This is a genomic window from Sinomonas albida, assembly GCF_004919045.1.
Taxonomy (GTDB): domain Bacteria; phylum Actinomycetota; class Actinomycetes; order Actinomycetales; family Micrococcaceae; genus Sinomonas; species Sinomonas albida.
This window is the reverse complement of the sequence record NZ_SWDW01000015.1, coordinates 20,647-41,768: the sequence shown is the minus strand read 5'-3', so window position 1 is coordinate 41,768 and position 21,122 is coordinate 20,647. Positions and strand designations below refer to the sequence as shown.

Annotated in this window: 20 protein-coding genes and 1 tRNA gene; 13 read left to right on the top strand and 8 right to left on the bottom strand. The window is 71.2% G+C overall.

The genetic code is table 11. The features are described from left to right. Positions 1-52 precede the first annotated feature (52 nt). The 5 genes from E6A26_RS14670 to E6A26_RS14650 all read left to right on the top strand — a co-directional run bounded on the left by E6A26_RS14670 (position 53) and on the right by E6A26_RS14650 (position 8,085). A complete protein-coding gene (locus E6A26_RS14670) occupies positions 53-538 on the top strand; it encodes a PTS sugar transporter subunit IIA (RefSeq protein WP_136611943.1) in 486 nt (161 codons plus the stop codon). A 59-nt stretch (positions 539-597) separates the two neighbouring features. Then, the gene (locus E6A26_RS14665) at positions 598-1,518 is read left to right on the top strand and encodes an SURF1 family protein (protein WP_211129166.1); all 921 of its coding nucleotides are present in this window, start codon (positions 598-600) and stop codon (positions 1,516-1,518) included. Next, entirely contained in the window at positions 1,515-1,997 is a 483-nt protein-coding gene (locus tag E6A26_RS14660; protein WP_136611942.1) for a DUF3817 domain-containing protein, read from the top strand. Before E6A26_RS14665 ends, E6A26_RS14660 begins: the two co-directional genes overlap by 4 nt. A 73-nt stretch (positions 1,998-2,070) precedes the next feature. Further along, a complete protein-coding gene (gene guaA, locus E6A26_RS14655) occupies positions 2,071-3,621 on the top strand; it encodes a glutamine-hydrolyzing GMP synthase (RefSeq protein ID WP_136611987.1) in 1,551 nt (516 codons plus the stop codon). A 72-nt stretch (positions 3,622-3,693) separates the two neighbouring features. After that, complete coding sequence (locus E6A26_RS14650; RefSeq protein ID WP_407695391.1) at positions 3,694-8,085, top strand: DUF4011 domain-containing protein; 4,392 nt, start codon at positions 3,694-3,696, stop codon at positions 8,083-8,085. 13 nt (positions 8,086-8,098) lie between these two features. Here E6A26_RS14650 and E6A26_RS14645 read toward each other — a convergent pair whose 3' ends face one another. The 3 genes from E6A26_RS14645 to E6A26_RS14635 all read right to left on the bottom strand — a co-directional run bounded on the left by E6A26_RS14645 (position 8,099) and on the right by E6A26_RS14635 (position 9,959). Next, positions 8,099-8,833 carry an RcpC/CpaB family pilus assembly protein gene (locus tag E6A26_RS14645; RefSeq protein WP_136611941.1) on the bottom strand — a complete coding sequence of 245 codons (735 nt, stop codon included), beginning with the start codon at positions 8,831-8,833 and terminating at the stop codon, positions 8,099-8,101. Between the two features lie 96 nt (positions 8,834-8,929). Then, the gene (locus tag E6A26_RS14640) at positions 8,930-9,244 is read right to left on the bottom strand and encodes an FmdB family zinc ribbon protein (RefSeq protein ID WP_136611940.1); all 315 of its coding nucleotides are present in this window, start codon (positions 9,242-9,244) and stop codon (positions 8,930-8,932) included. A 76-nt stretch (positions 9,245-9,320) separates the two neighbouring features. Then, on the bottom strand, positions 9,321-9,959 hold the full coding sequence (locus E6A26_RS14635; RefSeq protein WP_234865536.1) for a 5-formyltetrahydrofolate cyclo-ligase: 639 nt from the start codon (positions 9,957-9,959) through the stop codon (positions 9,321-9,323). A 69-nt stretch (positions 9,960-10,028) separates the two neighbouring features. On the opposite strand from E6A26_RS14635, the gene galU reads away from it, so the two are divergent. From galU to E6A26_RS14610, 5 genes are all read left to right on the top strand, one after another. Further along, on the top strand, positions 10,029-10,949 hold the full coding sequence (gene galU, locus E6A26_RS14630; protein WP_136611939.1) for a UTP--glucose-1-phosphate uridylyltransferase GalU: 921 nt from the start codon (positions 10,029-10,031) through the stop codon (positions 10,947-10,949). 22 nt (positions 10,950-10,971) lie between these two features. Beyond that, the gene (locus tag E6A26_RS14625) at positions 10,972-11,589 is read left to right on the top strand and encodes a GNAT family N-acetyltransferase (protein ID WP_136611938.1); all 618 of its coding nucleotides are present in this window, start codon (positions 10,972-10,974) and stop codon (positions 11,587-11,589) included. A 60-nt stretch (positions 11,590-11,649) separates the two neighbouring features. After that, positions 11,650-12,585, top strand: a complete 936-nt coding sequence (locus tag E6A26_RS14620) for a hypothetical protein (RefSeq protein ID WP_136611937.1) — start codon at positions 11,650-11,652, stop codon at positions 12,583-12,585. Between the two features lie 54 nt (positions 12,586-12,639). Then, a complete protein-coding gene (locus tag E6A26_RS14615) occupies positions 12,640-13,440 on the top strand; it encodes an SDR family oxidoreductase (RefSeq protein WP_136611936.1) in 801 nt (266 codons plus the stop codon). Between the two features lie 41 nt (positions 13,441-13,481). Next, a tRNA-Ala gene (locus E6A26_RS14610) sits at positions 13,482-13,554 on the top strand. Positions 13,555-13,664: 110 nt separating this feature from the next. On the opposite strand, the gene E6A26_RS14605 is transcribed toward E6A26_RS14610, so the two are convergent. Both E6A26_RS14605 and E6A26_RS14600 read right to left on the bottom strand, forming a co-directional pair. Further along, on the bottom strand, positions 13,665-14,132 hold the full coding sequence (locus E6A26_RS14605; protein ID WP_136611935.1) for a P-loop NTPase family protein: 468 nt from the start codon (positions 14,130-14,132) through the stop codon (positions 13,665-13,667). A 7-nt stretch (positions 14,133-14,139) separates the two neighbouring features. After that, positions 14,140-14,643 carry an Lrp/AsnC family transcriptional regulator gene (locus E6A26_RS14600; RefSeq protein WP_136611934.1) on the bottom strand — a complete coding sequence of 168 codons (504 nt, stop codon included), beginning with the start codon at positions 14,641-14,643 and terminating at the stop codon, positions 14,140-14,142. Between the two features lie 100 nt (positions 14,644-14,743). Between E6A26_RS14600 and E6A26_RS14595 the strand changes: the two genes are divergently transcribed. After that, a complete protein-coding gene (locus E6A26_RS14595; protein WP_136611933.1) occupies positions 14,744-16,099 on the top strand; it encodes an MFS transporter in 1,356 nt (451 codons plus the stop codon). On the opposite strand, the gene E6A26_RS14590 is transcribed toward E6A26_RS14595, so the two are convergent. Together E6A26_RS14590 and E6A26_RS14585 are read right to left on the bottom strand one after the other, a co-directional pair. Beyond that, complete coding sequence (locus E6A26_RS14590; RefSeq protein ID WP_136611984.1) at positions 16,017-16,481, bottom strand: Lrp/AsnC family transcriptional regulator; 465 nt, start codon at positions 16,479-16,481, stop codon at positions 16,017-16,019. The genes E6A26_RS14595 and E6A26_RS14590 overlap by 83 nt on opposite strands. Before the next feature lie 47 nt (positions 16,482-16,528). After that, positions 16,529-17,830 (bottom strand): MFS transporter, encoded by a 1,302-nt coding sequence (locus tag E6A26_RS14585; protein ID WP_136611932.1) that lies wholly within the window; start codon positions 17,828-17,830, stop codon positions 16,529-16,531. 69 nt (positions 17,831-17,899) lie between these two features. On the opposite strand from E6A26_RS14585, the gene E6A26_RS14580 reads away from it, so the two are divergent. Further along, positions 17,900-18,892, top strand: coding sequence for a LysR substrate-binding domain-containing protein (locus E6A26_RS14580; protein WP_136611931.1), 993 nt, complete (start codon positions 17,900-17,902; stop codon positions 18,890-18,892). 181 nt (positions 18,893-19,073) lie between these two features. On the opposite strand, the gene E6A26_RS14575 is transcribed toward E6A26_RS14580, so the two are convergent. Beyond that, positions 19,074-20,096: a nitronate monooxygenase gene (locus E6A26_RS14575; RefSeq protein ID WP_136611930.1), complete on the bottom strand. Its 1,023-nt coding sequence runs from the start codon at positions 20,094-20,096 to the stop codon at positions 19,074-19,076. 115 nt (positions 20,097-20,211) lie between these two features. Between E6A26_RS14575 and E6A26_RS14570 the strand changes: the two genes are divergently transcribed. Continuing rightward, positions 20,212-21,084 carry an N-acetylglucosamine kinase gene (locus E6A26_RS14570; RefSeq protein ID WP_136611983.1) on the top strand — a complete coding sequence of 291 codons (873 nt, stop codon included), beginning with the start codon at positions 20,212-20,214 and terminating at the stop codon, positions 21,082-21,084. Positions 21,085-21,122 lie beyond the last annotated feature (38 nt).

Sequence of the window (21,122 nt, the reverse complement as noted above, 5' to 3'; positions counted from 1 at the left end):
AAATCACTTCTTCGGTGGCCGGACGGTCAGGGGTGGTCCGTAAAATGGCGGCATGCCCCAACCTTTCGATCGCTACGATGCCCAGCTGACCACCCCCGGGCTCGTCATCCTCGAGATGGAGGCCGCCGACAGGCACGACGCCGCGCGGCAGCTCGCGACGAGGCTCGCCGCCGAGGGGCGGGTCGACGATCTCGACGGCTTTCTCGCCGACGTCGGGGCGCGAGAGCATCAGCTCGCGACGGGCCTGCCGGGTGGTATTGGCCTTCCGCATGCGCGCAGCGAGCACGTCACCGAGCCGTCGATCGCGGTCGGGATCGCGCGCTACGGGCACGCCGTGAATTTCGGGGCAGTGGACGGCCCCGCGTATGTCGTCCTGCTCATCGCGACCCCGGCGTCGAGCTTCTCCGAGCACCTCGAGGTGCTCGCCACGATGGCGCGATCGCTCTCGAAGGACGGCTTCCGCGAATCTCTGCGGCGTGCCAACGACGCGGACATCATCTCCGAGCTCGTCAACTCCGCTCTCGTCTACGGGGACTGAGCCCTTCGGGGCCCTAGGCCGTTTCGGTTTTCTACAGCTTGTCGGAGTACCGTTGAAGGGTGCTCCGAACCGCCCTCAAGCCCCGCTGGCTCTTGGCGCTCGTCGCCGCGCTCGCGGTCTCGGGCGTCTTCGTGCTCTTGAGCCAATGGCAGTTCTCGCGGTCGACTTCCGACGCCCCGCCCGTCGTGACGACGACCGAGAACCCCCAGCCCCTCGTCGCCACGCTGACACCCGGCCGGCCCTTCCCCGCGTCCGCCGCCGATCAGATGGTGACGGCGACCGGACACTTCGATGCATCCCGCCAGGTCGTGGTCCCGAACCGGCTTCTGGACGGTCAGCACGGCTGGTGGGTCGTCACGGCGTTCGTGGTCGACGGCGCCCCTGCCGTGGGCGGCGACCACACGATCGTGATTCCCGTGGCGCGTGGCTGGATCGCCGACCGCTCCCAGGCCAGCCCCCCGCCGTCGGGCGCCGTGAAGCTCACGGGCCGTCTCCTGCCCTCGGAGGCGCCGCAGCAGGACAAGACCTCGGCACCTGGGCAGGCCTCGATGGTCTCGGTCGCGGAACTTATCAACACGTGGGACGTCCAGAGTTACCCGGGCTTCGTGAGCTCGACGCACGAGGTCACGCCCGCCGGCGATCAGGCAGCCGCGGCCCTCAACGGGTCGCTCAAGCCGCTCGACATCGCCGCCCAGCCTGCCTCGGCGCCCGTGAACTGGCTCAACATCTTCTATGCCATCGAATGGGTCGTCTTCGCGGGCTTCGCCGTCTTCCTGTGGTGGCGGCTGGTCCGCGACGACTACGAGCGGCAGCTCGAGGCGGAGGCCGACGCCGCAGCTGAGGCCGTCGGCGCTGCCGAGATCGACGGCGCTGGGACCGGCCGCGCTGGGACCGACGCTGCCGAGGCCGGCGCCTCTGAGACCAGCGCCGCTGATCCCGATTCTTCTGACCTGCGATCCAACACCGGAGGAACACTGTGATCGACCCCAAGCCCGCCACCGGGCGCACGCCCCAGCGCCGCTTCGGCGGCACCGTCGCGCAGATCCGCTCGGCGCTCGGCTTCTACAAGATCATGGCCTACGCGACGGGCTCGATGCTTCTGCTCCTCTGTGTCGAGATGATCCTTCGCTACGGCTTCGGCAAGTTCATCTTCGCGGGCGGCTCCGATGCGTTCACGGGAAAGTCCTTCGGTTTCGGCTTGGCCGACGCCGATCCCGCTGGCGTCGTGGGCGGCTTCAACGTCTCGATCACGATCCTCATCGTGCACGGCTGGATGTACGTGCTGTACCTCATCTCCAACTTCCGGCTGTGGTCGCTCATGCGCTGGCCGTTCGTGCGGTTCATCCTCATGGCGCTGGGCGGCGTCGTGCCGTTCCTGTCCTTCTTCGTCGAGCGCCGCATGCACGCCGAGGTGGACCGCGAGCTCGTCGCGCACCCGGACGCCGGCCAACGGTACTGAGTCGCGGTTCCGGTAGGCTTGACGGGTGACAACAGCATCCCAGAGCACAGGCTCTCAGACAGCCCACAGGCCGGTGCTGGTGGTCGACTACGGTGCCCAGTACGCGCAGCTCATCGCGCGGCGGGTCCGTGAGGCGAACGTCTACTCCGAGATTGTTCCGCACAGCCTGACCACCGAGCAGATCCTTGCCAAGAATCCGGCCGCCATCATCCTTTCGGGCGGCCCGTCGAGCGTCTACGCGGAGGGTGCCCCGAGCGTCGGAGCCGACCTGTTCGAGGCGGGGGTGCCCGTCTTCGGGATCTGCTATGGCTTCCAGGCCATGGCCAACGCGCTCGGCGGGACCGTGGCGCGCACGGGGCTCCGCGAATACGGTGCGACTCAGGTTTCGGCCGTGGGGGAGCCGCACTCGATCCTCGCGGGCGTCCCCGTGCTGCAGAGCGCGTGGATGAGCCACGGCGACTCGGTGCAGGCTGCACCGGAGGGCTTCGAGGTGCTCGCGACGACTCCGGGCGCCCCCGTTGCCGCGTTCGTGAACCTCGACCGCGCGCTCGGCGGCGTGCAGTGGCACCCTGAGGTCAAGCACTCCGAGTTTGGCCAGGCCGTCCTCGAGAACTTCCTGTTCGGCGTCGCCGGGCTCGAGCGCAATTGGACCACGGGCAACATCCTCGACGAGCAGGTCGGCCGCATCCGCGAGCAGATCGGTGACGCGCGCGTCATCTGCGGGCTCTCGGGCGGGGTCGATTCGGCCGTCGCGGCCGCCCTCGTGCAGCGAGCGGTCGGGGACCAGCTCACGTGCGTCTTCGTCGATCACGGTCTCCTCCGCGAGGGTGAGGCCGAGCAGGTCGAGCGTGACTTCGTGGCCGCGACCGGCGTCAACCTCTACGTGGCGAACGAGCAGGAGCGATTCCTTTCGGCGCTGGCCGGGGTGACGGATCCCGAGCAGAAGCGCAAGATCATCGGCCGCGAGTTCATCCGCGCCTTCGAGGAGGCCGAGCGCGCCATCGTCGAGAAGGCCAAGGCCGAGGGTGAGCAGATCCGCTTCCTCGTGCAGGGGACGCTCTACCCGGACGTCGTCGAGTCCGGCGGCGGCGAGGGTGCCGCGAACATCAAGAGCCATCACAACGTGGGCGGTCTGCCCGAGGACATGCGTTTCGAGCTCGTCGAGCCGCTGCGCGCGCTGTTCAAGGACGAGGTCCGTGCTGTGGGGCGTCAGCTCGGCCTCCCGCCGGAGATCGTGGGCCGCCAGCCATTCCCGGGACCGGGACTCGGCATCCGCATCGTGGGCGAGGTGACAGGCGAGCGGCTTGCCCTTCTCCGCAAGGCCGACGCGATCGCCCGCCACGAGCTCACGACGGCCGGACTCGACGACGAGGTGTGGCAGATGCCCGTCGTGCTCCTCGGCGACGTCCGCAGCGTGGGTGTCCAGGGCGACGGCCGGACCTACGGCCATCCGATCGTGCTGCGCCCCGTCTCGAGCGAAGACGCGATGACGGCCGACTGGTCCCGCCTCCCGTTCGACCTCGTGGCCCGCATCTCGAATCGGATCACGAACGAGGTCGACGGAGTCAACCGGGTGGTGCTCGACGTGACGAGCAAGCCCCCGGGAACCATCGAATGGGAATGATCTCTCGCTGATTTGGCCCCCGGCTGCGTTGCGGCCGGGGGCCTCGGCATGTAAGCGGCTACTCTCGAAGCTATGCCGATCAGGTCCACAGGCAAACGACGCAGCGCCCCGGAAGGCGCGGAGGAGAGCACCGACGTGCCCCAAGAGCCGACGATGCATGACGACGGAGCCCGTCTCGAGGCGTGGCTTTCCTCGCTGCCCGCTGTCACGGGACCGGACACCATGCTGAGCTTCTCGCCGACGCCCGAGGGCGTCATCGACCTGACCGGCGCGAACTCTTCCGGCCTGGCCCAGCTGCTGGCCGGCCGCCGAACCCGTCTCTCCACCCTCCTCCGCGAGCGGCAGGACTACACCTCCGCGGCCCGCGCCGCACGCAATCTCCGGGCCAAGATCTATGAGCTCGCGAACGACCGGGGCCTCGACGCCGGATACCTCGCGGCAGGCGTCGCCTCCTGGACGTCGGCGGTCGGGGGCAAGCCCCGCCGCGTGACCGCACCGGTGCTGCTCGCGGGCATCGCGCTGACTGTCCGGGCCGAGCAGGACGACTTCGAGATCAAGCTCAACGAGCAGGCCCATCTCAACCCGGCACTCGTCCGGCATCTGCGATCGGTCCACCGCATCGACATCGATCCCGCTGTCGTCGAGCGCCTGGCCTACAGCACTGCGCGGCTCGACCCGCACCCCGTCCTCGAGCGTGTTCGATCCCTCCTGAGCCCGATTCCCGGCGCGACCGTCGATTCGCGGCTCCTCGTCTCGACTTTCGCCGACCTCGAGAACGCGCTCGACGATCCCGCGATCACGCCCGCAGTTCCTGTCCTCGCCTCGCTCGCCGCCGCCTCCAAGAGCGCCGTGCACGTGGCCCCCGACCCGCTCGATGCGTCCCGCTTCGCGGCGATCGATGAGCGCTTGCCCGCCGATGAACTCCTGGTCCTCGACGCCGATCGGGACCAGCAGCTGGCCGTCGACAGCGCCCGCGCGGGCGATTCGTTCGTGGTCGAGGCCCCGCCCGGGACGGGCCAGACCCAGACCGCCGTCAACGTCATCGCGAACCTCGTCGATGCGGGCCGCACGGTTCTCGTCGTCGCGGAGCGGCGGGCGAGCCTCGTCGAGCTCGCCCGGACCAGCGAGGAGCTCGGTCTGGGATCGATGCTTCTCCAGCTTGGTTCTGGGCTCTCCGCGGGCCAGCTCAAGCAGCAGCTGGTTCGAGCGATCGTCCGCAACGAGAAGGCCGAGCAGCCCCGGCTCGACGGGGTGCATCGAGTGCTGACCCAGCGGCGGCACCAGCTCATCGAACATGTTGAATCGCTCCATAACGTGCGCGAGCGCTGGGGCTGCTCGCCGTACGAGGCGATGCAGTCCCTCGCCCGGCTCACATCGATTCAGCCCTCCCCGGCCACCACCGTGCGGCTCAAGCGAAGCGTGCTTGACAGCATCCGCGAGCGACGCGAGCTCGCCGAGCGGCTGCAGCGCGCGGCGGAACTCGGAAGCTTCAGCCGGGAGGCGACGAAGAGCCCGTGGTACGGCTCGCGCATGCTCACGCGCCGGGAGACCGAGGACGCCCAGGAACTCGTGCACGAGCTCGTCTCGGACCTGCCTGCCCTGCGCGAGCGCATGGCGACGATTGCCTCGTACTCCGAGATCCGCCTCGGCGACTCGCTCGAGGAGTGGGGCCAGCAGATCGAGCTTCTCGTCGCCGTCCGCGAGAGCCTCGACAAGTTCACGCCGGACATCTTCGACCGCCCGGTGACGGACCTCATCGCCGCCACCGGCTCGTCGGCATGGCGGCGCGAGCGCGGAATTGAGATTCCGGCCATGCAGCGCTCGCGGCTGCGCCGGGTCGCGAAGGAGTACGTGAGGCCGGGCGTCCATCTGGCCGATCTGCACAACTCGCTCATCCTGGTCCAGGAGCAGAGGGCGCTGTGGTCCGACTACGCCGTGTCCCAGCGCCATCCGGCCGTGCCGTCCGGGCTCGCCGACCTCCTCGAGGACTACCGCGCGGTACACAAGGGGCTCAAGCGGCTCGGTACCATCCTCGCCCGCACGCGTGCGGGCGGTTCCCTCGTGAGTGAACCCGTTGTCGCCGTCCAGGGGCGGCTTCAGGACCTTGCCGACAGCGCCGACTCCCTGCGTTCGCTTCCAGAGCGCACGCTGCTCGAAGACGAACTGCGCGAGCGGGGCCTCGGCGAACTGCTCGCCGACCTTGCCGAGCGCGAAGCCGTCCCCGAGGTCGTGGCCTCGGAGCTCGAGCTCGCCTGGTGGCAGTCGGTCCTCGAGGCCATGATCAGCGGAGACGACTACCTTGCGATGTCTGACGGGGGCCAGCTCCGTCAGGCGGAGGTCGAATTCCGGCGCGCCGACCGCGCCCACATCCAGTCGGGTCCAGCGCGGCTGCGCTGGAGGCTCGCCCGCGAGTGGGAGCGCGCTATCGGGGAGCGGCCGCGGGAAGCGGAGTCGCTTCGCAACCTCCTGCGCGACGGCCGGATCAGCCTCGCGAACCTCGAGTCCCACGCGGGTAGTCTGGTGCGGCCGCTCGTGCCCGTGTGGACCGCAAGCCCGTACACGCTCGCCGCAGCGGCCCCTGCGCAGCGTCGGTTCGACGCGGTCGTCATCCTCGACGCGGATTCCCTGCCGGTCCGGGCAGCGCTTCCCGCCATCGCCCGCGCGCGCCAGGTCGTGGCGTTCGGCGACGGTCACGTGGGCAATCCGAAGCCTTTCACCGTCGGCGTCGGAATGGGGCAGCGGCACCCTGACGACTCGACCGAGAGCGCCCTCGACGCGCTCTCCAAGGTGCTCCCAACGATGCACCTCAAGACGGTGTACCGGGGCGTCGACGAGGACCTCGGGCTCCAGCTGAGCCAGCGTTTCTACCACGGCACACTCAACCGTCTCCCCGATGGCCAGTCGGTCACAGGGCTGGACCGTGCGCTCGTCGTCGAGTACCTCCCTGACGGGACGGGGCTCCCTGCAGGTCACGATGGCAACGTCGAGTCGACGGCGGCTGAGGTGAACCGCGTGGTTGACCTCGTGTTCGAGCACGCAGCCCAGCGGCCCAACGCGTCGCTTGCGGTCGTCACGGCGAGCGCACAGCACGCCGCCCGGGTTGGAGAGGCCATCCGCCTGCAGATGGCCAACCATACGGAGACGAAGGAGTTCTTCGGCCGCGTCGAGGAGCCATTCCGCGTGGTTCCCGTCGACCGTGCCGGCGGCCTGGTCCGGGACCACGTCATCTTCTCCCTCGGGTACGGCCGGACGCCGCACGGCCGCGCCATGCACCACTTCGGCCCTCTGACCGAACAAGGCGGGCGCCGTCGCTTTGCCCTCGCCATGAGCCGGGCTCGGTATTCGATGCATGTGCTGAGCTGCTTCCAGCCCGGAGAGCTGGACGTGACGCGCCTCGGGGAGGGCGCTGCCGACTTCTACGAGCTCCTCGAGCGCGAGCTCGCTGGGCGCACCGGCCTCGGAACGAGGGCGACGCGTGCCGCCGCCAGCACCGAGTCCCTCGGCGCGGATCCCCTCGTGACGGACCTCGGGGACCGCCTCGCGTCCCGTGGTGCCCGCGTCTGGCACCACTACGACGGGGCGATCGACATGGCGGCCGCCGTCGATCCGCTTCTGACAATGTCCCGCGACGAGCCCGAACTGAGCATTCCAGTCGCGGTCGAATCCGACGGCACGAAGCGCTACCGCGAGCTGAGCGTCCGCGAGCGGACTCGCCAGCGCCCCGAGCTCCTCGAGCGAATGGGCTGGCGCTACATCACGCTCTGGACGATCGAGGTCTTCACCGATCCGGGCACCTCCGCCGACATGATCGCCGACGTGCTCGGCCTCGACGGGCAGACCGAGGAGGGCGTGGGCGGTGCGGGCTTCCTGAGTGGCCCGCGCGAGAGCCCCCAGCCTGAGCAGGACCGCCGCGGCGGCGCAACCGAAGCGCCGAGAAGGGCTAGGCAGACCCTTCCGGACGCCCTGACCCCGCGGCCAGCAGACACGTCTCGCGGCGGGGCGCCGAGCCCGCAGCCGGCAGAGACGGCTGGCGGCGCGGACCGCGGCCGGGGCCGTGTCGACGACACCGATGGCGTTCAGACCCATCCCGAGCAGTTCCAGGAGGCGTCCCCCGTGGCCGCACGCGATCATCTCAGCTCCCACCGTCGGGTGACGAGCCCCGCGACGGGCAGCGACGGCGAGCAGTCGCCGCAGCCCGCCCCGCCGGTGCGCCCCATGCCCGACGCGGCGCGCGACGCCCGCCCGGGCGCCACAGTCGGAAGCGAAACCGAAAGTGGCGTCGAGGGCGGCACCGATCGCGGCAGGCGAGCCCTGCGCGCGACCGGTAGCGCGTCGGATCCGGACGTGGCTCCGCTCATCCCTCGGCGTGCGGCAGAGGACGACCCGCGTTCGTGGGGCGACGCGGATGCCGACCGTGATCGGGATGGGTGGCTTCGCGACCAGAGGCCTCCGCACTGGGGCTGACCCCGGCGCGGCATCAGGGCCGCCTCGCGTCGACGAGCACGAAGAACACTTTCCCGCGCGCCGATGCTCCGGCGAGTTGCTGGGCGTCGGCGGGGCGGGACGCGACAACGAGCAGTCCCTCCGAGTCCTTGGCCGTCCCGAGCCAGCCTCCGGCGGCCCCGGCGGCCTGACCGGTCCACAGCACGGTCACGGCGCTCGCGACCGTGGCGGACCGCGGGCCCTCCCGGCCCGTCTCCTCGTTGACGACGATGTCGATGTCCTGACCCGTCCGCACGAGCTGGAGCGAGCCGGGGTCCGCGACGCGCACGGGCACGGCGACCGTCCCTGCCGGGGTGCCTGCGAGAAGCCCCGGACCTGCGAGGGCCGCGTCAGTGAGAACCTCTCCCCGTCGCATCGGTCCCGTGAGCTTCTGGCCGGCTACGGCGTCGATTCGCGTGGCGGCACCCTCGGGAAGTGCCTCGGGGGACAGCTGGGCCACCCGTAGCTGCCCGGCGTCGAGGGTTGCCCCCGCCGGAAGGTCGACTGCGGCGACGACTGCGGCCGCCGTGGGGGAGGTGGGAGGGGTGACCTGGTAGACCGCGGCGGCGGTCGCGCCACACAGCAGTGCCGCGGCGATCGACCGTCGGCGGCGCTCGACAAAGCGCACAAGCCACGGGCGGCGCTGGCTTCCCCAGGGTCTGTGACCGCTAGCGGCCGCCTCGCGCGGGCGCGCCGACGCAGGCCGTTGGCGGGACTGGAAGGGCGACATGCCCCGACGCTAGGCGTCCCTGTCGGTCAAGACCGGTGGCACGGAGCCCTATGTGGACAGGGGCGCCGAAAAGAATCTGTGGGGGGAGAAGAGGCGCTACTTTGCGGCCGAGCCAGCGGCCGCGGGGGCGGGCGCTGCGGGGGCAGCTGCTGGAGCCGCGTTCGAGGACGAACCGTCGCCCGAGGAGCCCGAACCCGAGCCGTTCGACGACGAGCCCGCCGGAACGGTGCTCGAGCTGCGCGAATCGGTGCGGTAGAAGCCGCTGCCCTTGAAGACGACGCCTACGCTGTTGAACTTCTTCCGCAGGCTGCCACCGCACTCGGGGCACACGGTGAGGGAGTCGTCGTTGAAGGACTGGACGATGTCGAAGGCATGTCCGCAGTCTTTGCAGGCGTAGGCGTAGGTCGGCACGGGCGCTCCTTGCAGTACGAGGGGACTTAGCAGTCGTTGACCCCGAGTGCCAATTCTAACAGGTGGCGGTTTCCGGCTATTCCCCGCGGGGGCCGAGCCGGAGCAGGCCGCTCGGCGTGAGCGCTGCGCCGACGTGCCGGTCAAAGGCTTCCTCGGGCAGGCCGCCCGAGGCGAGGACTTCGCCGTCGTACACGATCGCCGCGGTCGCGAGGGGCGCGCCGCCGTCGTCCATGCGTGCGAGGAAGCGGTCGTAGTAGCCGCCGCCCTGACCGATCCTGCGGCCCTCGGCGTCGACGGCCGTCGCGGGCAGGAGCACGGCGGAGAGAGGGGGCCGGCCCGCGGCGCCCGTCCGCACGGCTCGGGCGTCGAGGCGCGGGCCGACAGGCTCCTGGATGGGCGCATACCGGCTCCGGGCGTACTCGGCGTCCGGGTGCCACTCGACCCACGAGAGCTGCCGCTCGGGCTCGCAGATCGGCAGAAGGACGTGGAAGCCGTCCTCGACGAGGAGCCCGATCAGGGCGAGCGTCGGAGGCTCTGCCCCCACCCCGAGGTAAGCCGTGAGCGTGCCTCGCGCGGGCACCGTCGAGGCGGCCCATTCGAGGCCGTGTGTCGCGATGAGGGCGGCGGCCACCGCGCGCTCCTCGGGGCTCATCGCACGACGGCGCCGCCAGACTTCGGCGCGCAGGCTCGCCTTGCGTTCCGCTGCACTCTCCACGGTCCGAGCCTAGTCGCGAAGCGGTCGGAGCCCACTCCGGCGCCGGTAACGTCGTATAGAGTGAGCAGCGTGTCGACCACGAAGCCAGTCAGGAAAGCCGTCATCCCTGTAGCCGGGCTCGGTACCCGGTTCTTGCCAGTGACGAAGGCCATGCCCAAGGAAATGCTCCCCGTCGTGGACAAGCCCGCCATTCAATACGTGGTCGAGGAAGCTGTCTCTGTGGGGCTCGATGACATCCTCATGATCACGGGGCGTAACAAGCGGGCTCTGGAGGATCATTTCGATCGGGTTCCGTCGCTTGAGGCTGCGTTGGAGCGCAAGGGCGATGAGAAGAAGCTTGCGGCGATCCAGGAGTCGAGCAATCTGGGCGATATCCACTATGTGCGCCAGGGCGATCCGAAGGGTCTGGGGCATGCGGTGCTGTGCGCGCAGCGGCATGTGGGGGACGAGCCGTTCGCGGTGCTGCTGGGCGATGACCTGATCGACGAGCGTGATGAGCTGCTGGCGGAGATGATCCGGGTCCAGCAGGCCACGGGCGGTTCGGTGGTGGCGCTGATGGAGGTGCCGCGGGAGGCGATCTCGGCGTATGGTTCGGCGGATGTGACGGCGGTGGAGGGCGAGTCGTTCGTCCAGGTTCATGGGCTGGTGGAGAAGCCGGCGCCGGAGGATGCGCCGTCGAATCTGGCGATCATCGGCCGGTATGTGCTGCATCCGGCGGTGTTCGATGTGCTGCACGAGACGGGTCCGGGGCGGGGTGGGGAGATCCAGCTCACGGATGCGCTGCAGACCCTCGCGGCCCGTGATGGCGAGGGCGGCGGGGTGTACGGTGTGGTGTTCCGCGGCCGCCGTTACGACACCGGGGACAAGCTCAGCTACCTCAAGGCCGTCGTGACTCTGGCCTGCGGGCGCGAGGAGTTCGGCGAAGACCTTCGCTCGTGGCTGCGCGACTTCGTGGTCGACGGCGCGGGCGAACCTGCCGCGACCGTCTGATGGTCACGAGCGTCTGACGACCATGTGGGGGCCGGGCAGCTGGCCGGTCTCGCTCGAGTCCGGTGGCATTGGTCTACGCCCGATCCGCCATTCGGATCGCCTCGAGTGGATGGAGCTGCGGGCCAAGAACGCCGAGTGGCTCGCGCCGTGGGAGGCGTCGAATCCCCAGCCTGGCGGTAGCCTCCCGACGTTCCGGCAGATGGTCCGCGCGCTCACCCAGCAGGCCCACGAAGGCTCGGCCCTCCCGTTCGTCATCACCCTCGCCGACCAAGGGGTGCGCAAGCCGCCGATCGTCGGGCAGCTCACCGTGTCCTCGATCGTGTGGGGGTCGGCGCTCATGGCCACCCTCGGCTACTGGGTCGACCACGAGCATGCGGGCCGGGGAATCGCGCCGACCGCCGTCGCGCTCGCGACCGACCATTGCTTCTTCACTCTCGGACTGCACCGGATGGAGATCAACATCAGGCCGGAGAACAGCCCGAGCCTCCGCGTCGTCGAGAAGCTCGGCTTCCGCTACGAGGGCCTTCGCCCGCGCTATCTGCACATCGCGGGGGCGTGGGCGGACCACGAGTCCTTCGCGCTCACTGCGGAGGAAGTGCCTGAGGGCCTCACGGCTCGCTGGCTCGCCTCCAGGGCCTAGTCTGGCGACACACCGGGCGCAATCCGGCCGGCCGAGCGGCTCTCCTCCTACGGTTTTGCTATGGACTTCACTCTCAGCAGCTCAGCGGTGCTCGGCGCGGCCGTGCTCCTCTGGCTGCTGTGGATGGCACAGTTCAAGCTGCACCGCCTGCGACCGGCCGCCGAGACGGGGATCCTCCTCGCCGAGGCCGACGGCGGCGCAGAGCCTCCCGCCTCCGCTCCGGCGCGGCGGGCGGACTCGAGCGAGGAGAGGCCCGCCCGTCCCCTCGCCCCGCCTCCTGCCAGCAAATCCCCCGAGGAGGGGAAGCCCGTGACGACCCGGACCGAAGCTCCAGCCGCCTTCCGAATCCGGTGGGGCCGTTGCGCTCTCGCGGGACTCGGCCTCGCCGGGCTGCTCGTCGCCCTCGTCTCCGGGGTGCTCGCTGGGATCGGTCTGGTCCTTGTCTGGCTCCCGCTCGGCGGGCTCGCGCTCACGGTGTCGAGCGTCGTCATCCTCCGCCAGCTCGCCCTCGGCGACCGCCGTCGCCGGGCGAGCGCTGCGGCACGACCGGCGGTGAACACCGCGCGCGAAGCCGGCCCCGCGGAGGCCGCACCCTTTCGCAACACAGCAACCGAGGTCTTCGACCACCGCCCCGAGCCCGAGCCGGTCCCCACGCCCCTGAGCCGCGAGCAGCTGCGCGCCGCCGCGCTCGAGGTGGCGCGCGCCGCGCAGGAGGCAGCCGCCGACGCCGACGGCCGGGACGGCGCCGAGCGCGGCCCGGAGTGGAAGCCTGTCGATCTCCCGAAGCCGTCCTACGTCGAGTCGGCGAAGGCGGAGCGCGACGCTCCCGAGCCGCTCGAGGCCCCCGAGCAGCTCAAGCCAGCCGGCAAGGTAACGCTCAAGCCCAAGCCGGACTCCGCTCCGGCGCCCGGCATTCCGACCGTCCCTGCCGCGCGCCCCGCGGCCCGTGGCGCGCTCGGGAATCTCGACGCCGTGCTCCAGCGCCGGCGCGCGTAGTCGCGGCGCGCGATCGGTTCCCGGTCGCCATCGAGCTCGGGCTAGGCTCGGGTCATGACGGTTCTCCTGGTCGCAGGCGGTACAGGTCAAGCGGGCTCGGCCGTGGTTCGCGAAGCGCTCGCGCGCGGCTTCGAAGTTCGCTCGCTCAGTCGTCGTGTGCCCCCATCCGGCCAGGCGCTCGACGGCGTCGTCTACGTGTCGGCGGACGCGGCGACGGGCGAGGGGCTTGCGGCCGCCCTCGACGGGGTCGACGTCGTGGTTGACGCCCTCGAGGGCCGTAGAGGAAAGGAACAGAAGCGCTTCGCCGAAGCAGGCGAGCGTCTGCTCGCGGCGTCGAAGGGCTCGGGCGTCAAGCGCGCCGTCATGCTCTCGATCGCGCAGTGCGACGAGCTGCCCCTCGGCTACTACCGTTCGAAGGCCCAGAAGGAGCGCGTGTACGCCGAAGCGAAGCTGCCCACCGCGATCGTCCGCGCCTCGCAGTTCCATTCGCTCGTGGACTCGATCTTCCGCTCGACGCAGCAGCTCCGGATTGTCCCCTCAGTGCGTTCGGCGCGGCTCCAGCCGATCGACGTGCGGGACGCCGCCCGCGCCCTCGTGGACGCGGCGTCCGAGGAGTTCTCGGGACACTCGCTTCGGACGGTGAGCGGCCCTGAGATCCGGCCCCTGCGGGAGTTCGCCGAGCAATGGCGCGAAGCGACCGGTTCCCACGCGCGAATCCTCGAATTCCCGGTGCCAGGAAACGTGGGCCGCTACTTCTCCGAGGGCCGCAATATTGCGCCCGGATCGGGCTTCGGAACCATCACCTTCGGGCAGTGGTTAGCCGAGCTCCAGGAGGGTCCATCCAATTTGTCTTGAGCCTCTCAGCCCAGTAAGGTTGAACCCGCACCAAGCAGCACGGGGTCTTAGCTCAGTTGGTAGAGCGCTTCGTTCGCATCGAAGAGGTCAGGGGTTCAAATCCCCTAGGCTCCACATTATTTGCCTTCATTTTCATGGCAACAGAACGCCCCCGGTCGGATGACCGGGGGCGTTCTGCTTTCCGGCGGCCACGGTGTCACGCCGGCCGCGAGTTCGGCCGCGGCTCAGGTTCCGAGATCGGCAGGCGGCAGGCCGCCGTCGTCGGCCGTCTCGACGGGGAGGGCCTCGGGGAGCGGGCCCGGGTCGGCGAGGGCAACGACGAAGAGCGGCACGTCAGCGGCGCGCAGTGTCTCGGCGAGGCTGCGGAACGCCTCGGCCGCTTGTCGGGGCGCGACCGCGAGCACCGGCACACCGCTGACGACCCACAGGGCGTGGCGAGGCGCGAGGCTGGCCCAGTCGGCGCCGTCGGCCGCTGCCCGGGCGACGTCAACGAACGTGAGCCACAGCAGTTCGCGGTCGGCGGCGAGGGCGCGCATCCCGGCGTTGCCTGCGGGAAGCACGACGGCGGCGCCCGCCGCGGGCGCGAAGAGCCCGAAGGCGCCGAGCTGCGCGGCGGTGCCGGGAACGAGGACTCGGCTGGCGGACCAGCCGGCGCGGCGGCCTTCGACATTGACGGCGTTGTCGATGATCACCGGGCCATTATTGCTCGGGATCTCGGGGAGCCGGTTGGCCGGCCGCCTCGATCGAGCGGCGCAGGATAGCCTCGGCGCGGTACGCAATGTGCGTGTGGAGCGCCAGCACGGTCTCCGAGCGGATCACGCCGCGGATGCGCAGGACGCTCCGGAGGGCGGCCTGGAGCTCGTGCGTGTCGGACGCCGCGAGGCGGCACCAGATGTCCCCGCGTCCTGAGATCTCGTGGACCTCGAGGATCGCGGCGATGCGGCGCAATCCCGCGACGACCGCGTCCAGATCCCGGTGGACCACCTCGAGCGTCATGAACGCCACGACGTCGTAGCCGAGCGCCTCGAGGTTCACCTCGCGGCCGCCGCCGCGCAGCACCTCGGCGCGCTGGAGGCGCTTGAGCCGCGACTGCACTGTGTTGCGCGCCACGCCAAGCCGCTCGGCGAGCTCCGCGATCTGGGCCCGCGGATCCTCGACGAGGGCGAGGACGAGCTTGGTGTCCAACACGTCGAGCGCGCTCAATGGTCACTCCTTGGCAGTTTGGCTAGAGCATTCTGATCATCTGGATCAGTTGATGAAACAAGAACTGAGCGCAAAGGTCAAGATGCCTCAAAATGGCGGCATGTCCCTCTTCGCTGAGCTCCGCATGCGCCCCGCCGCCGAGCCCGCCATGTCGGGCCGTTTCGTCGCCAAGGGCTGGGACGCCTCGCGCACCATGCGCCTCGCGCTCAGCGGTGGCACGCTCTTCGTGCTCCTTGTCGGCGCCAACCTCGCGACCCCGCTCTACCCCGGGCTGTCGCAGCGGCTGGGCCTTGGGAGCCTCGGGATCTCGATCGCGTTCGCGAGCTATGTGGTGAGTCTGATCGCCGTCCTCCTTGTCGCGGGCCACTGGTCCGATCACATCGGACGACGCGCGGCCCTCACTCTTGCGGTCGTCCTCGGCATCGCGGGGGTCACCGTGTTCGCGATGGCGGGCAGCCTCCTCGCGCTGTGCGTCGGGCGTGCGCTGCACGGAGCGGCCGTGGCACTCGCCACGGGCGCGAGTTCGGCGGCGCTCCGCGAGCTCCTGCCAAACCGCGTGGGCTGGGCCTCGCGCTTTACGCTGCTCTCGAGCTCCGGCGGGGTAGCGCTCGGTCCTCTCGTGGGCGGGGCCCTCGCAGTCGGTCCGGTGCCCACCGAGGTCCCCTTCCTGGCGTGCGGCGTGGTGCTCGCGCTCCTGCTCGCGCCGCTCGTGCTCATCAAGGCCCGCCCAGCCATCCGTCCCGCCGTCGACACGTCGCGCTCCCGCCTCCTCGCGCCCCGCGGCTTCGGGGTCGGGCAGCGCTCTGCGCGCGGCGCGTTCTGGCGCGCTGCCGCCGTGGGCTTCCTGAGCTTCGCCGTCTTCGGCTACTTCCTCTCGCTCGCGCCGGGCTACCTCGCCGCGACCCTCGGGATCACGTCGCTCCCGGCGATCGGCGCACTCGCGGGCCTCGTCCTCGCGGCCTCGGCAGCCGTCCAGCTCGCCGGCCGAGGATCTGCGCAGCGCTCGCCCCGGACCGCGGGGCGGATCGTGCGCATCGGGCTCGCGCTGCTCGGGGCGGGCACGCTCGGGGCGGGCTGGGCCGCGTCCTCCGGGCATGCCGTGCTGCTCGTCGTCGCGATCGTGGCGGCGGGTGTGGGCCAGGGCATGGCGTTCCGTGAGCTCTTCGACGGGCTTGCGACCGCTGTCGCGCCCGAACGGCACGCGCAGGCGGTGAGCGGGCTCTACGTCGTGACCTATCTCGGGAGCGCCGTCCCGGTGATCGGCGTGGGCGCGCTCGCGGGCGCTGTCGGGCTGCCGACGGCGTCGGCCGTCTTCACGGCCGGGTGCGCCGTGGCGGCTGGGATCCTCGCGGTCTTCGGGGCTCCGCGTCGGGCTACTCGGGCAGCGGGCCCCGTCCCGGAATCTGCTCGAACACGATTGTCGTCTCCGTGTGGCCGACGACGGGATCCGTCGTGAGGTTGTCGAGCAGCCAGTCGCGCAGCTCCTCGGTGCTGCCGACGGCGATGTGCAGGAGATAGTCGATCGCACCCGAGGTGTGGAACGTCGCGAGCACGCCCGGGAGCTGGGGGACCCGCGCCGTGAACGCGTCGATCTGGTCCCGGTCGTGGGCCCGGAGGCGAACTGAGATGAGGGCCTGGATGCTCCGGCCCACGGCGTTGAGGTTCACCTTCGCCTCGTAGCCCGTGATGATTCCGCGCTCGCCGAGGGAGCGCGTCCGCATGAGCGCCGTGGAGGGCGCAATCCCTACGAGTTCCGCGAGCTGCTTGTTGGTGATGCGGGCATCTTCGACGAGGGCCGCGAGGATGCGGCGGTCAACGTCGTCGAGCGGTTCGGCCATGGCCACGATGACTCCCTCCTGCGGGCCTGACGGGCGGCCAGCCCATCCTACCGGGCCGGGGACGCCGGCCCGTTCGCGACGCCTAGGCCCGTCGCGGGATGGGCGACGGCGGCGAAGGCCGCCGTTCCGAGGGCAAGCGCGGCGACCCCGCCAGCGAGCCACGCCCACCCGAACGACTGGAAGACGATTCCCCCGAGCCAGCCGAGAAGGCTCGAGCCGGCGTAGTACCCGAGGTTGTAGAGCGACGCGGCCTGAGCTCGGCCCGTCGTGGCGAGTGCCCCGGTCCACCCCGAGCCGAGCCCGTGGGCGGCGAAGAAACCTGCCGTGAGGGCCACGAGCCCCACGAGGATGGCGGGCAGCCAGTCGACAACCGTGAGCAGGGCGCCGGCCGCCATGAGTGCCGTGCTCGCGACCATGACCCGGCCCCGACCGTACCGCTCGCTGAGCCGGGCAGCGTAGCCGGAGGAGAACGTCCCGGACAGGTAGGCGAGGAAGGGCAGGCTCGTGACGGCCGCTGGGAGCACGAAGGGCGGCAGCTCGAGCCGGAAGCCCAAGAAGTTGTAGATCGCCACGAAGCCGCCCATGAGGGTGAATGCCTGGACGTACAGGGCCAGGAGGCGGCGGTTGCGGAGCTGGGCCCCCAGCTGCCGCCCCGCGTCGGCGACCCCGCGGCGCAGGCCGCGCGCAGCGCCGTCGCGATCCCGGTCCCGCAGCGCCACGAAGCCGCGCTGCCTTGGAGCGAGCACCACGAACGCAGCGGCCGCGACGGCGCCCAGCACTGAGACGGCGAAGATCGCTGCCCGCCAGCCCCACAGGTCGGAGAGCGGTCCTGCCACGAGGCGGCCGAGGAGGCCGCCGACTGTTGTTCCTGCGACATACGTACCCGCACCGAGGGCCGCATGCGCCTTGTCGACCTCCTCCGTGAGGTACGCGACCGCGAGCGCGGGCACGGCGCCAAGCGCGACGCCTTCGAGGGAGCGCAGCACCAGGAGAACGCCGATGCCCGGGGCGAGCGGGGCCACGAGGCCGAGGACGGTTGCGGCGGCCACCCCCACGGTCATGGCCGGGACGCGGCCGATGCGATCCGCCGCGAAGGACCACGGGATCACCGCGGCGGCGAGGCCGAGCGTCGCGAGCGAGACCGTGAGGGCCGCCTGCGCGGCGTCAATGTGGAGGTCGGCCGCGAGGCCGGGCAGGAGGGCCTGCGTCGAGTAGAGCTGCGCAAACGTCGCGACGCCTGCGAACGCGAGCGCCGCGAGGAGGCGGCGGTACGCGGGGCTTCCCTTCGCGTGGCCGGTCCAGGCCGTGGCGGAGGTGGTGGTGGAGGCGGGAGTTGCAGCGGTGGGCACGTCTCCACGCTAGGACTGCGTGATCTATGCGTCCAATGCATTATGAAGTTGGAAAGATATCATAAATGTATGAGTGAAACCCCGGTGCAGGAAACTCCGGTGCAGGGCCGCGTCCAAGCGCTCCACGGCGAACTCGGGCGGCTGCTCCCGCTCCTGCCCGTGCTCGACGCCGTCGGCCAGACCCGGCACGTCACGGCCGCGGCAGACCTGCTCGGTGTGCCCCAGCCCACGGTGAGCCGCGCGCTCGCCCGGGCGGCCGCCGTCGTCGGCACCGAGCTCGTGCGGAAAGAGGGGCGCGGCATTCGCCTGACCCCCGCCGCGGAGCAGCTCCTGCCCGCGGTGAGCGCCGCGCTCCAGAATCTTCAGGCGGCCCTCGACGAACTGCACGAGCGGCGGCAGGAGGCGCGCGGCGTCGTCCGCCTGAGCTTCCAGATGACCTTCGGCGAGGCGGCCGTCCCCGCGCTCATCCGCGGCTTCCGGCGCGCACATCCCGACGTTCGCTTCGAGCTCATCCAGGGGTCCCGGCAGCGGTGCCTCGACGTCCTGGCGGCGGGGGACGTGGACCTCAGCATCGTCTCGCCCGTGCCCGCACCGGGACGGCAGCTGGATGCGGCGACCCTCTCGGTACAGCCGCTCCGCCTCGCCGTGCCAGCGGGGCACTGGCTCGCCGGCCGCAGATCCGTGCGCTTCGAGGAGGCGGCCGGGGAGCCGTTCGTGGTGCTCGAGCGCGGCTACGGCATGCGCAGCATCATGGACCGGCTGTTCCGGGAGGCTGGCGTGCGGCCGCACATCGCGTTCCAGGGGCAGGACTCCCGCACGCTGCTCGGTCTCGTGAGTGCGGGACTCGGCGTCGCGCTCGTTCCGCCGTCGCGCGCGACGCACTCGGCCGTGCACGCGCGCGAGCTCGGGTGGGTCGAGGTCGTGCTCGAGGACGCGGGTGCGGTGCGCGAGATCGGGCTCGTGTGGCCCAAGATCGTGGGGGAGCCCCAGCAGGTGCGGCTCTTCCGCGAGTACGTCCTGGCCGAACCGCAGGACGCGCTCCTCGACGCCTTCGGGATCTGACCCGAGACCCCGCAACGGCCCGCCAGGGACCCCGCAACGGTGCGCCAGGGACCCCGCAACGGTGCGCCAGGGACCCCGCAACGGCCCGCCAGGGACCCCGCAACGTTGCGCCAGGGACCCCGCAACGTTGTGGGTTGCCGGCGGCGTGGCTGCTCACCCGGCGCAGCTCACCCCGCGCAGCTCACCCGCCGGCGAAGCGGGCGACGACGGCGGCCGCCGGCTCCTCGCGGGCGGCGCGCCAGCCCGTCCCGGCCCAGAGATTGGTGCCGTGCGGATCGCCGCGCTTGACCGCGGCGGCCCTGAGCGGCGCCGTGAGGTAGTGCACGGTCGGGTAGCCCTCCGGCGCGTCCGCGAACTCGCGCATGAACGCGTTCTCGAGTCCCCGCGCGGACTTGCCGGAGAACGCCCGCGTCTGGGCCGTGCGGTCGAACACGGTGTCCGCGAGGGCTGCGCGATGCGTCGCGTTCGTCCCGGCCTCGGGTGTGCGGAGGAACGCCGTGCCCAGCTGGACCGCCGCGGCGCCCGCCGCGCGGGCGGCGTCGGCATCTGCTGGGGTTCCGATGCCGCCTGCCGCGATGAGGGGGAGGCCGACGGCGTGGCGTATCACCGCGACCAGCTCGCCGAGGGTCCACGCGGCGTTCGCCGGCTCGGGGAGGAACGCGCCGAAGTGGCCGCCCGCATCGGGGTGCTGCACGACGATCCCGTCGACGCCAAGCTCGACGGCCGCGCGCGCCTCGCGCGGGCCGGTCACCGTCTGGAGGACCAACGCGCCCGCGGCCCGGAGCCGCACGACATCGGCCGCGGGCGGCAGCCCGAACGTGAACGAGACCACCGGTGGGGTGTGCGCGAGGAGGAAGTCGAGCTTGGCCGGGTATGCGTCGTCGTCCGCCCAGCGCGGCTCGGGGAGTTCGACGCCGAGCCGCTCGGCGACCGGCCGGAGGCGCTCGCGGTATGCGAGCACGGCCTCGCGATCCGCGGGCTCGTCGCCGGGCACGAACAGGTTCACGCCGAACGGGAGGCCGGCGCCGAGGACCGTGCGCACCTCGGCCGCGAACGCTTCCGGCGCCTTGTATCCGCCGGCCAGGAAGCCGAGGCCGCCGGCCCCGCTCGCCGCGAGAGCGAGCTCGGCGCGGCTCGGACCGCCCGCCATGGGGGCCGCGACGACGCCGTTTCCGAACAGGTCCACAGGAAGGGCAGTGTCCATGCCAGTACCCTACGGGACCGGCGACCGGCGAGAACCGGCGAGTTCGTCGCGGAGCGGACCGTTCCACGGCAAGTAGGCTGTCCGGGTGAGCACAGCGAGCGCCCTCACAGGGGTCATGATCGGCCTCGACATCGGGGGCACCAAGACGCGGGGCATCAAGGTCGTCGACGGCGAAGTCGTGGCCGATCACGAGGCGGGGAGCGCCAACGTCCAGAACGTCACGCGCGAGCAGGCCGCCGCCCACCTCGCAGACCTCTTCGGTCAGCTCGGCGGCGAGGACGCGACGCGCGTGTTCGTGGGCTCGGGCGGCATCGACACCCAGGCGGACGCCGACGCGCTGGCCGCGCTCATCCGCCCGCACACGCCGGGCGCGGACATCACCGTGGTGCACGACTCCCGGCTCCTGCTCGCGGCAGGCCACGCCCAGATTGGCGTCGCGGTCATCGCCGGGACGGGCTCGGCCGCGTGGGGCACGAACGACGACGGCGAGGAGGCCCGCGCGGGCGGCTGGGGCTACCTGCTCGGCGACGAGGGCAGCGGCTACTGGCTCGCGCGCGAGGCGGTCCGGTACAGCCTCCACCGCATGAACCTCGGCCTCGAGCCGGACTCCCTCACGGAGGCGCTCCTCGAGAGCACCGGCCTCGCGGCCCCCAACGAGCTCATCGCGCATTTCCACGCCGCCTCGACGGGCCGCCGGTACTGGGCGCAGCAGGCCCGCGTCGTGGTCGAGGCGGCCGACGCGGGGCACGCGGGGGCCGCCTTCATGGTCGAGTCCGCGGCGAACGACCTCGCGCGGATGGCCGCGCAGGTCGCGCGTCAGCTCGGAATCGACGGTCCAGTGATCCTCGGCAGCGGCCTCGGGATGAACGTGCGCCGACTCCAGGATGGGTTCCGCGCGGCGCTCGTCGAACTGGGCCTCGAGGACGTCCGCGTGCTCGACCGCGACCCCGTGTTCGGCACCATCGATCTGGCGGCGCGGGATTCATGACGTCGTCGCAGGTGGGGCCGGAAAAAGAGGTGTGTCTC

Excerpts from the sequence above, each read along its gene's own strand:
- E6A26_RS14670 (WP_136611943.1), top strand. The coding sequence starts at position 53 with ATGCCCCAACCTTTCGATCGCTACGATGCCCAGCTGACCACCCCCGGG.
- E6A26_RS14575 (WP_136611930.1), bottom strand. The coding sequence starts at position 20,096 with ATGGACACTGCCCTTCCTGTGGACCTGTTCGGAAACGGCGTCGTCGCG.
- E6A26_RS14625 (WP_136611938.1), top strand. The coding sequence starts at position 10,972 with ATGTGGGGGCCGGGCAGCTGGCCGGTCTCGCTCGAGTCCGGTGGCATT.
- E6A26_RS14570 (WP_136611983.1), top strand. The coding sequence starts at position 20,212 with ATGATCGGCCTCGACATCGGGGGCACCAAGACGCGGGGCATCAAGGTC.
- E6A26_RS14615 (WP_136611936.1), top strand. The coding sequence starts at position 12,640 with ATGACGGTTCTCCTGGTCGCAGGCGGTACAGGTCAAGCGGGCTCGGCC.
- E6A26_RS14620 (WP_136611937.1), top strand. The coding sequence starts at position 11,650 with ATGGACTTCACTCTCAGCAGCTCAGCGGTGCTCGGCGCGGCCGTGCTC.
- E6A26_RS14595 (WP_136611933.1), top strand. The coding sequence starts at position 14,744 with ATGTCCCTCTTCGCTGAGCTCCGCATGCGCCCCGCCGCCGAGCCCGCC.
- E6A26_RS14650 (WP_407695391.1), top strand. The coding sequence starts at position 3,694 with ATGCCGATCAGGTCCACAGGCAAACGACGCAGCGCCCCGGAAGGCGCG.
- E6A26_RS14645 (WP_136611941.1), bottom strand. The coding sequence starts at position 8,833 with ATGTCGCCCTTCCAGTCCCGCCAACGGCCTGCGTCGGCGCGCCCGCGC.
- E6A26_RS14580 (WP_136611931.1), top strand. The coding sequence starts at position 17,900 with ATGAGTGAAACCCCGGTGCAGGAAACTCCGGTGCAGGGCCGCGTCCAA.
- E6A26_RS14590 (WP_136611984.1), bottom strand. The coding sequence starts at position 16,481 with ATGGCCGAACCGCTCGACGACGTTGACCGCCGCATCCTCGCGGCCCTC.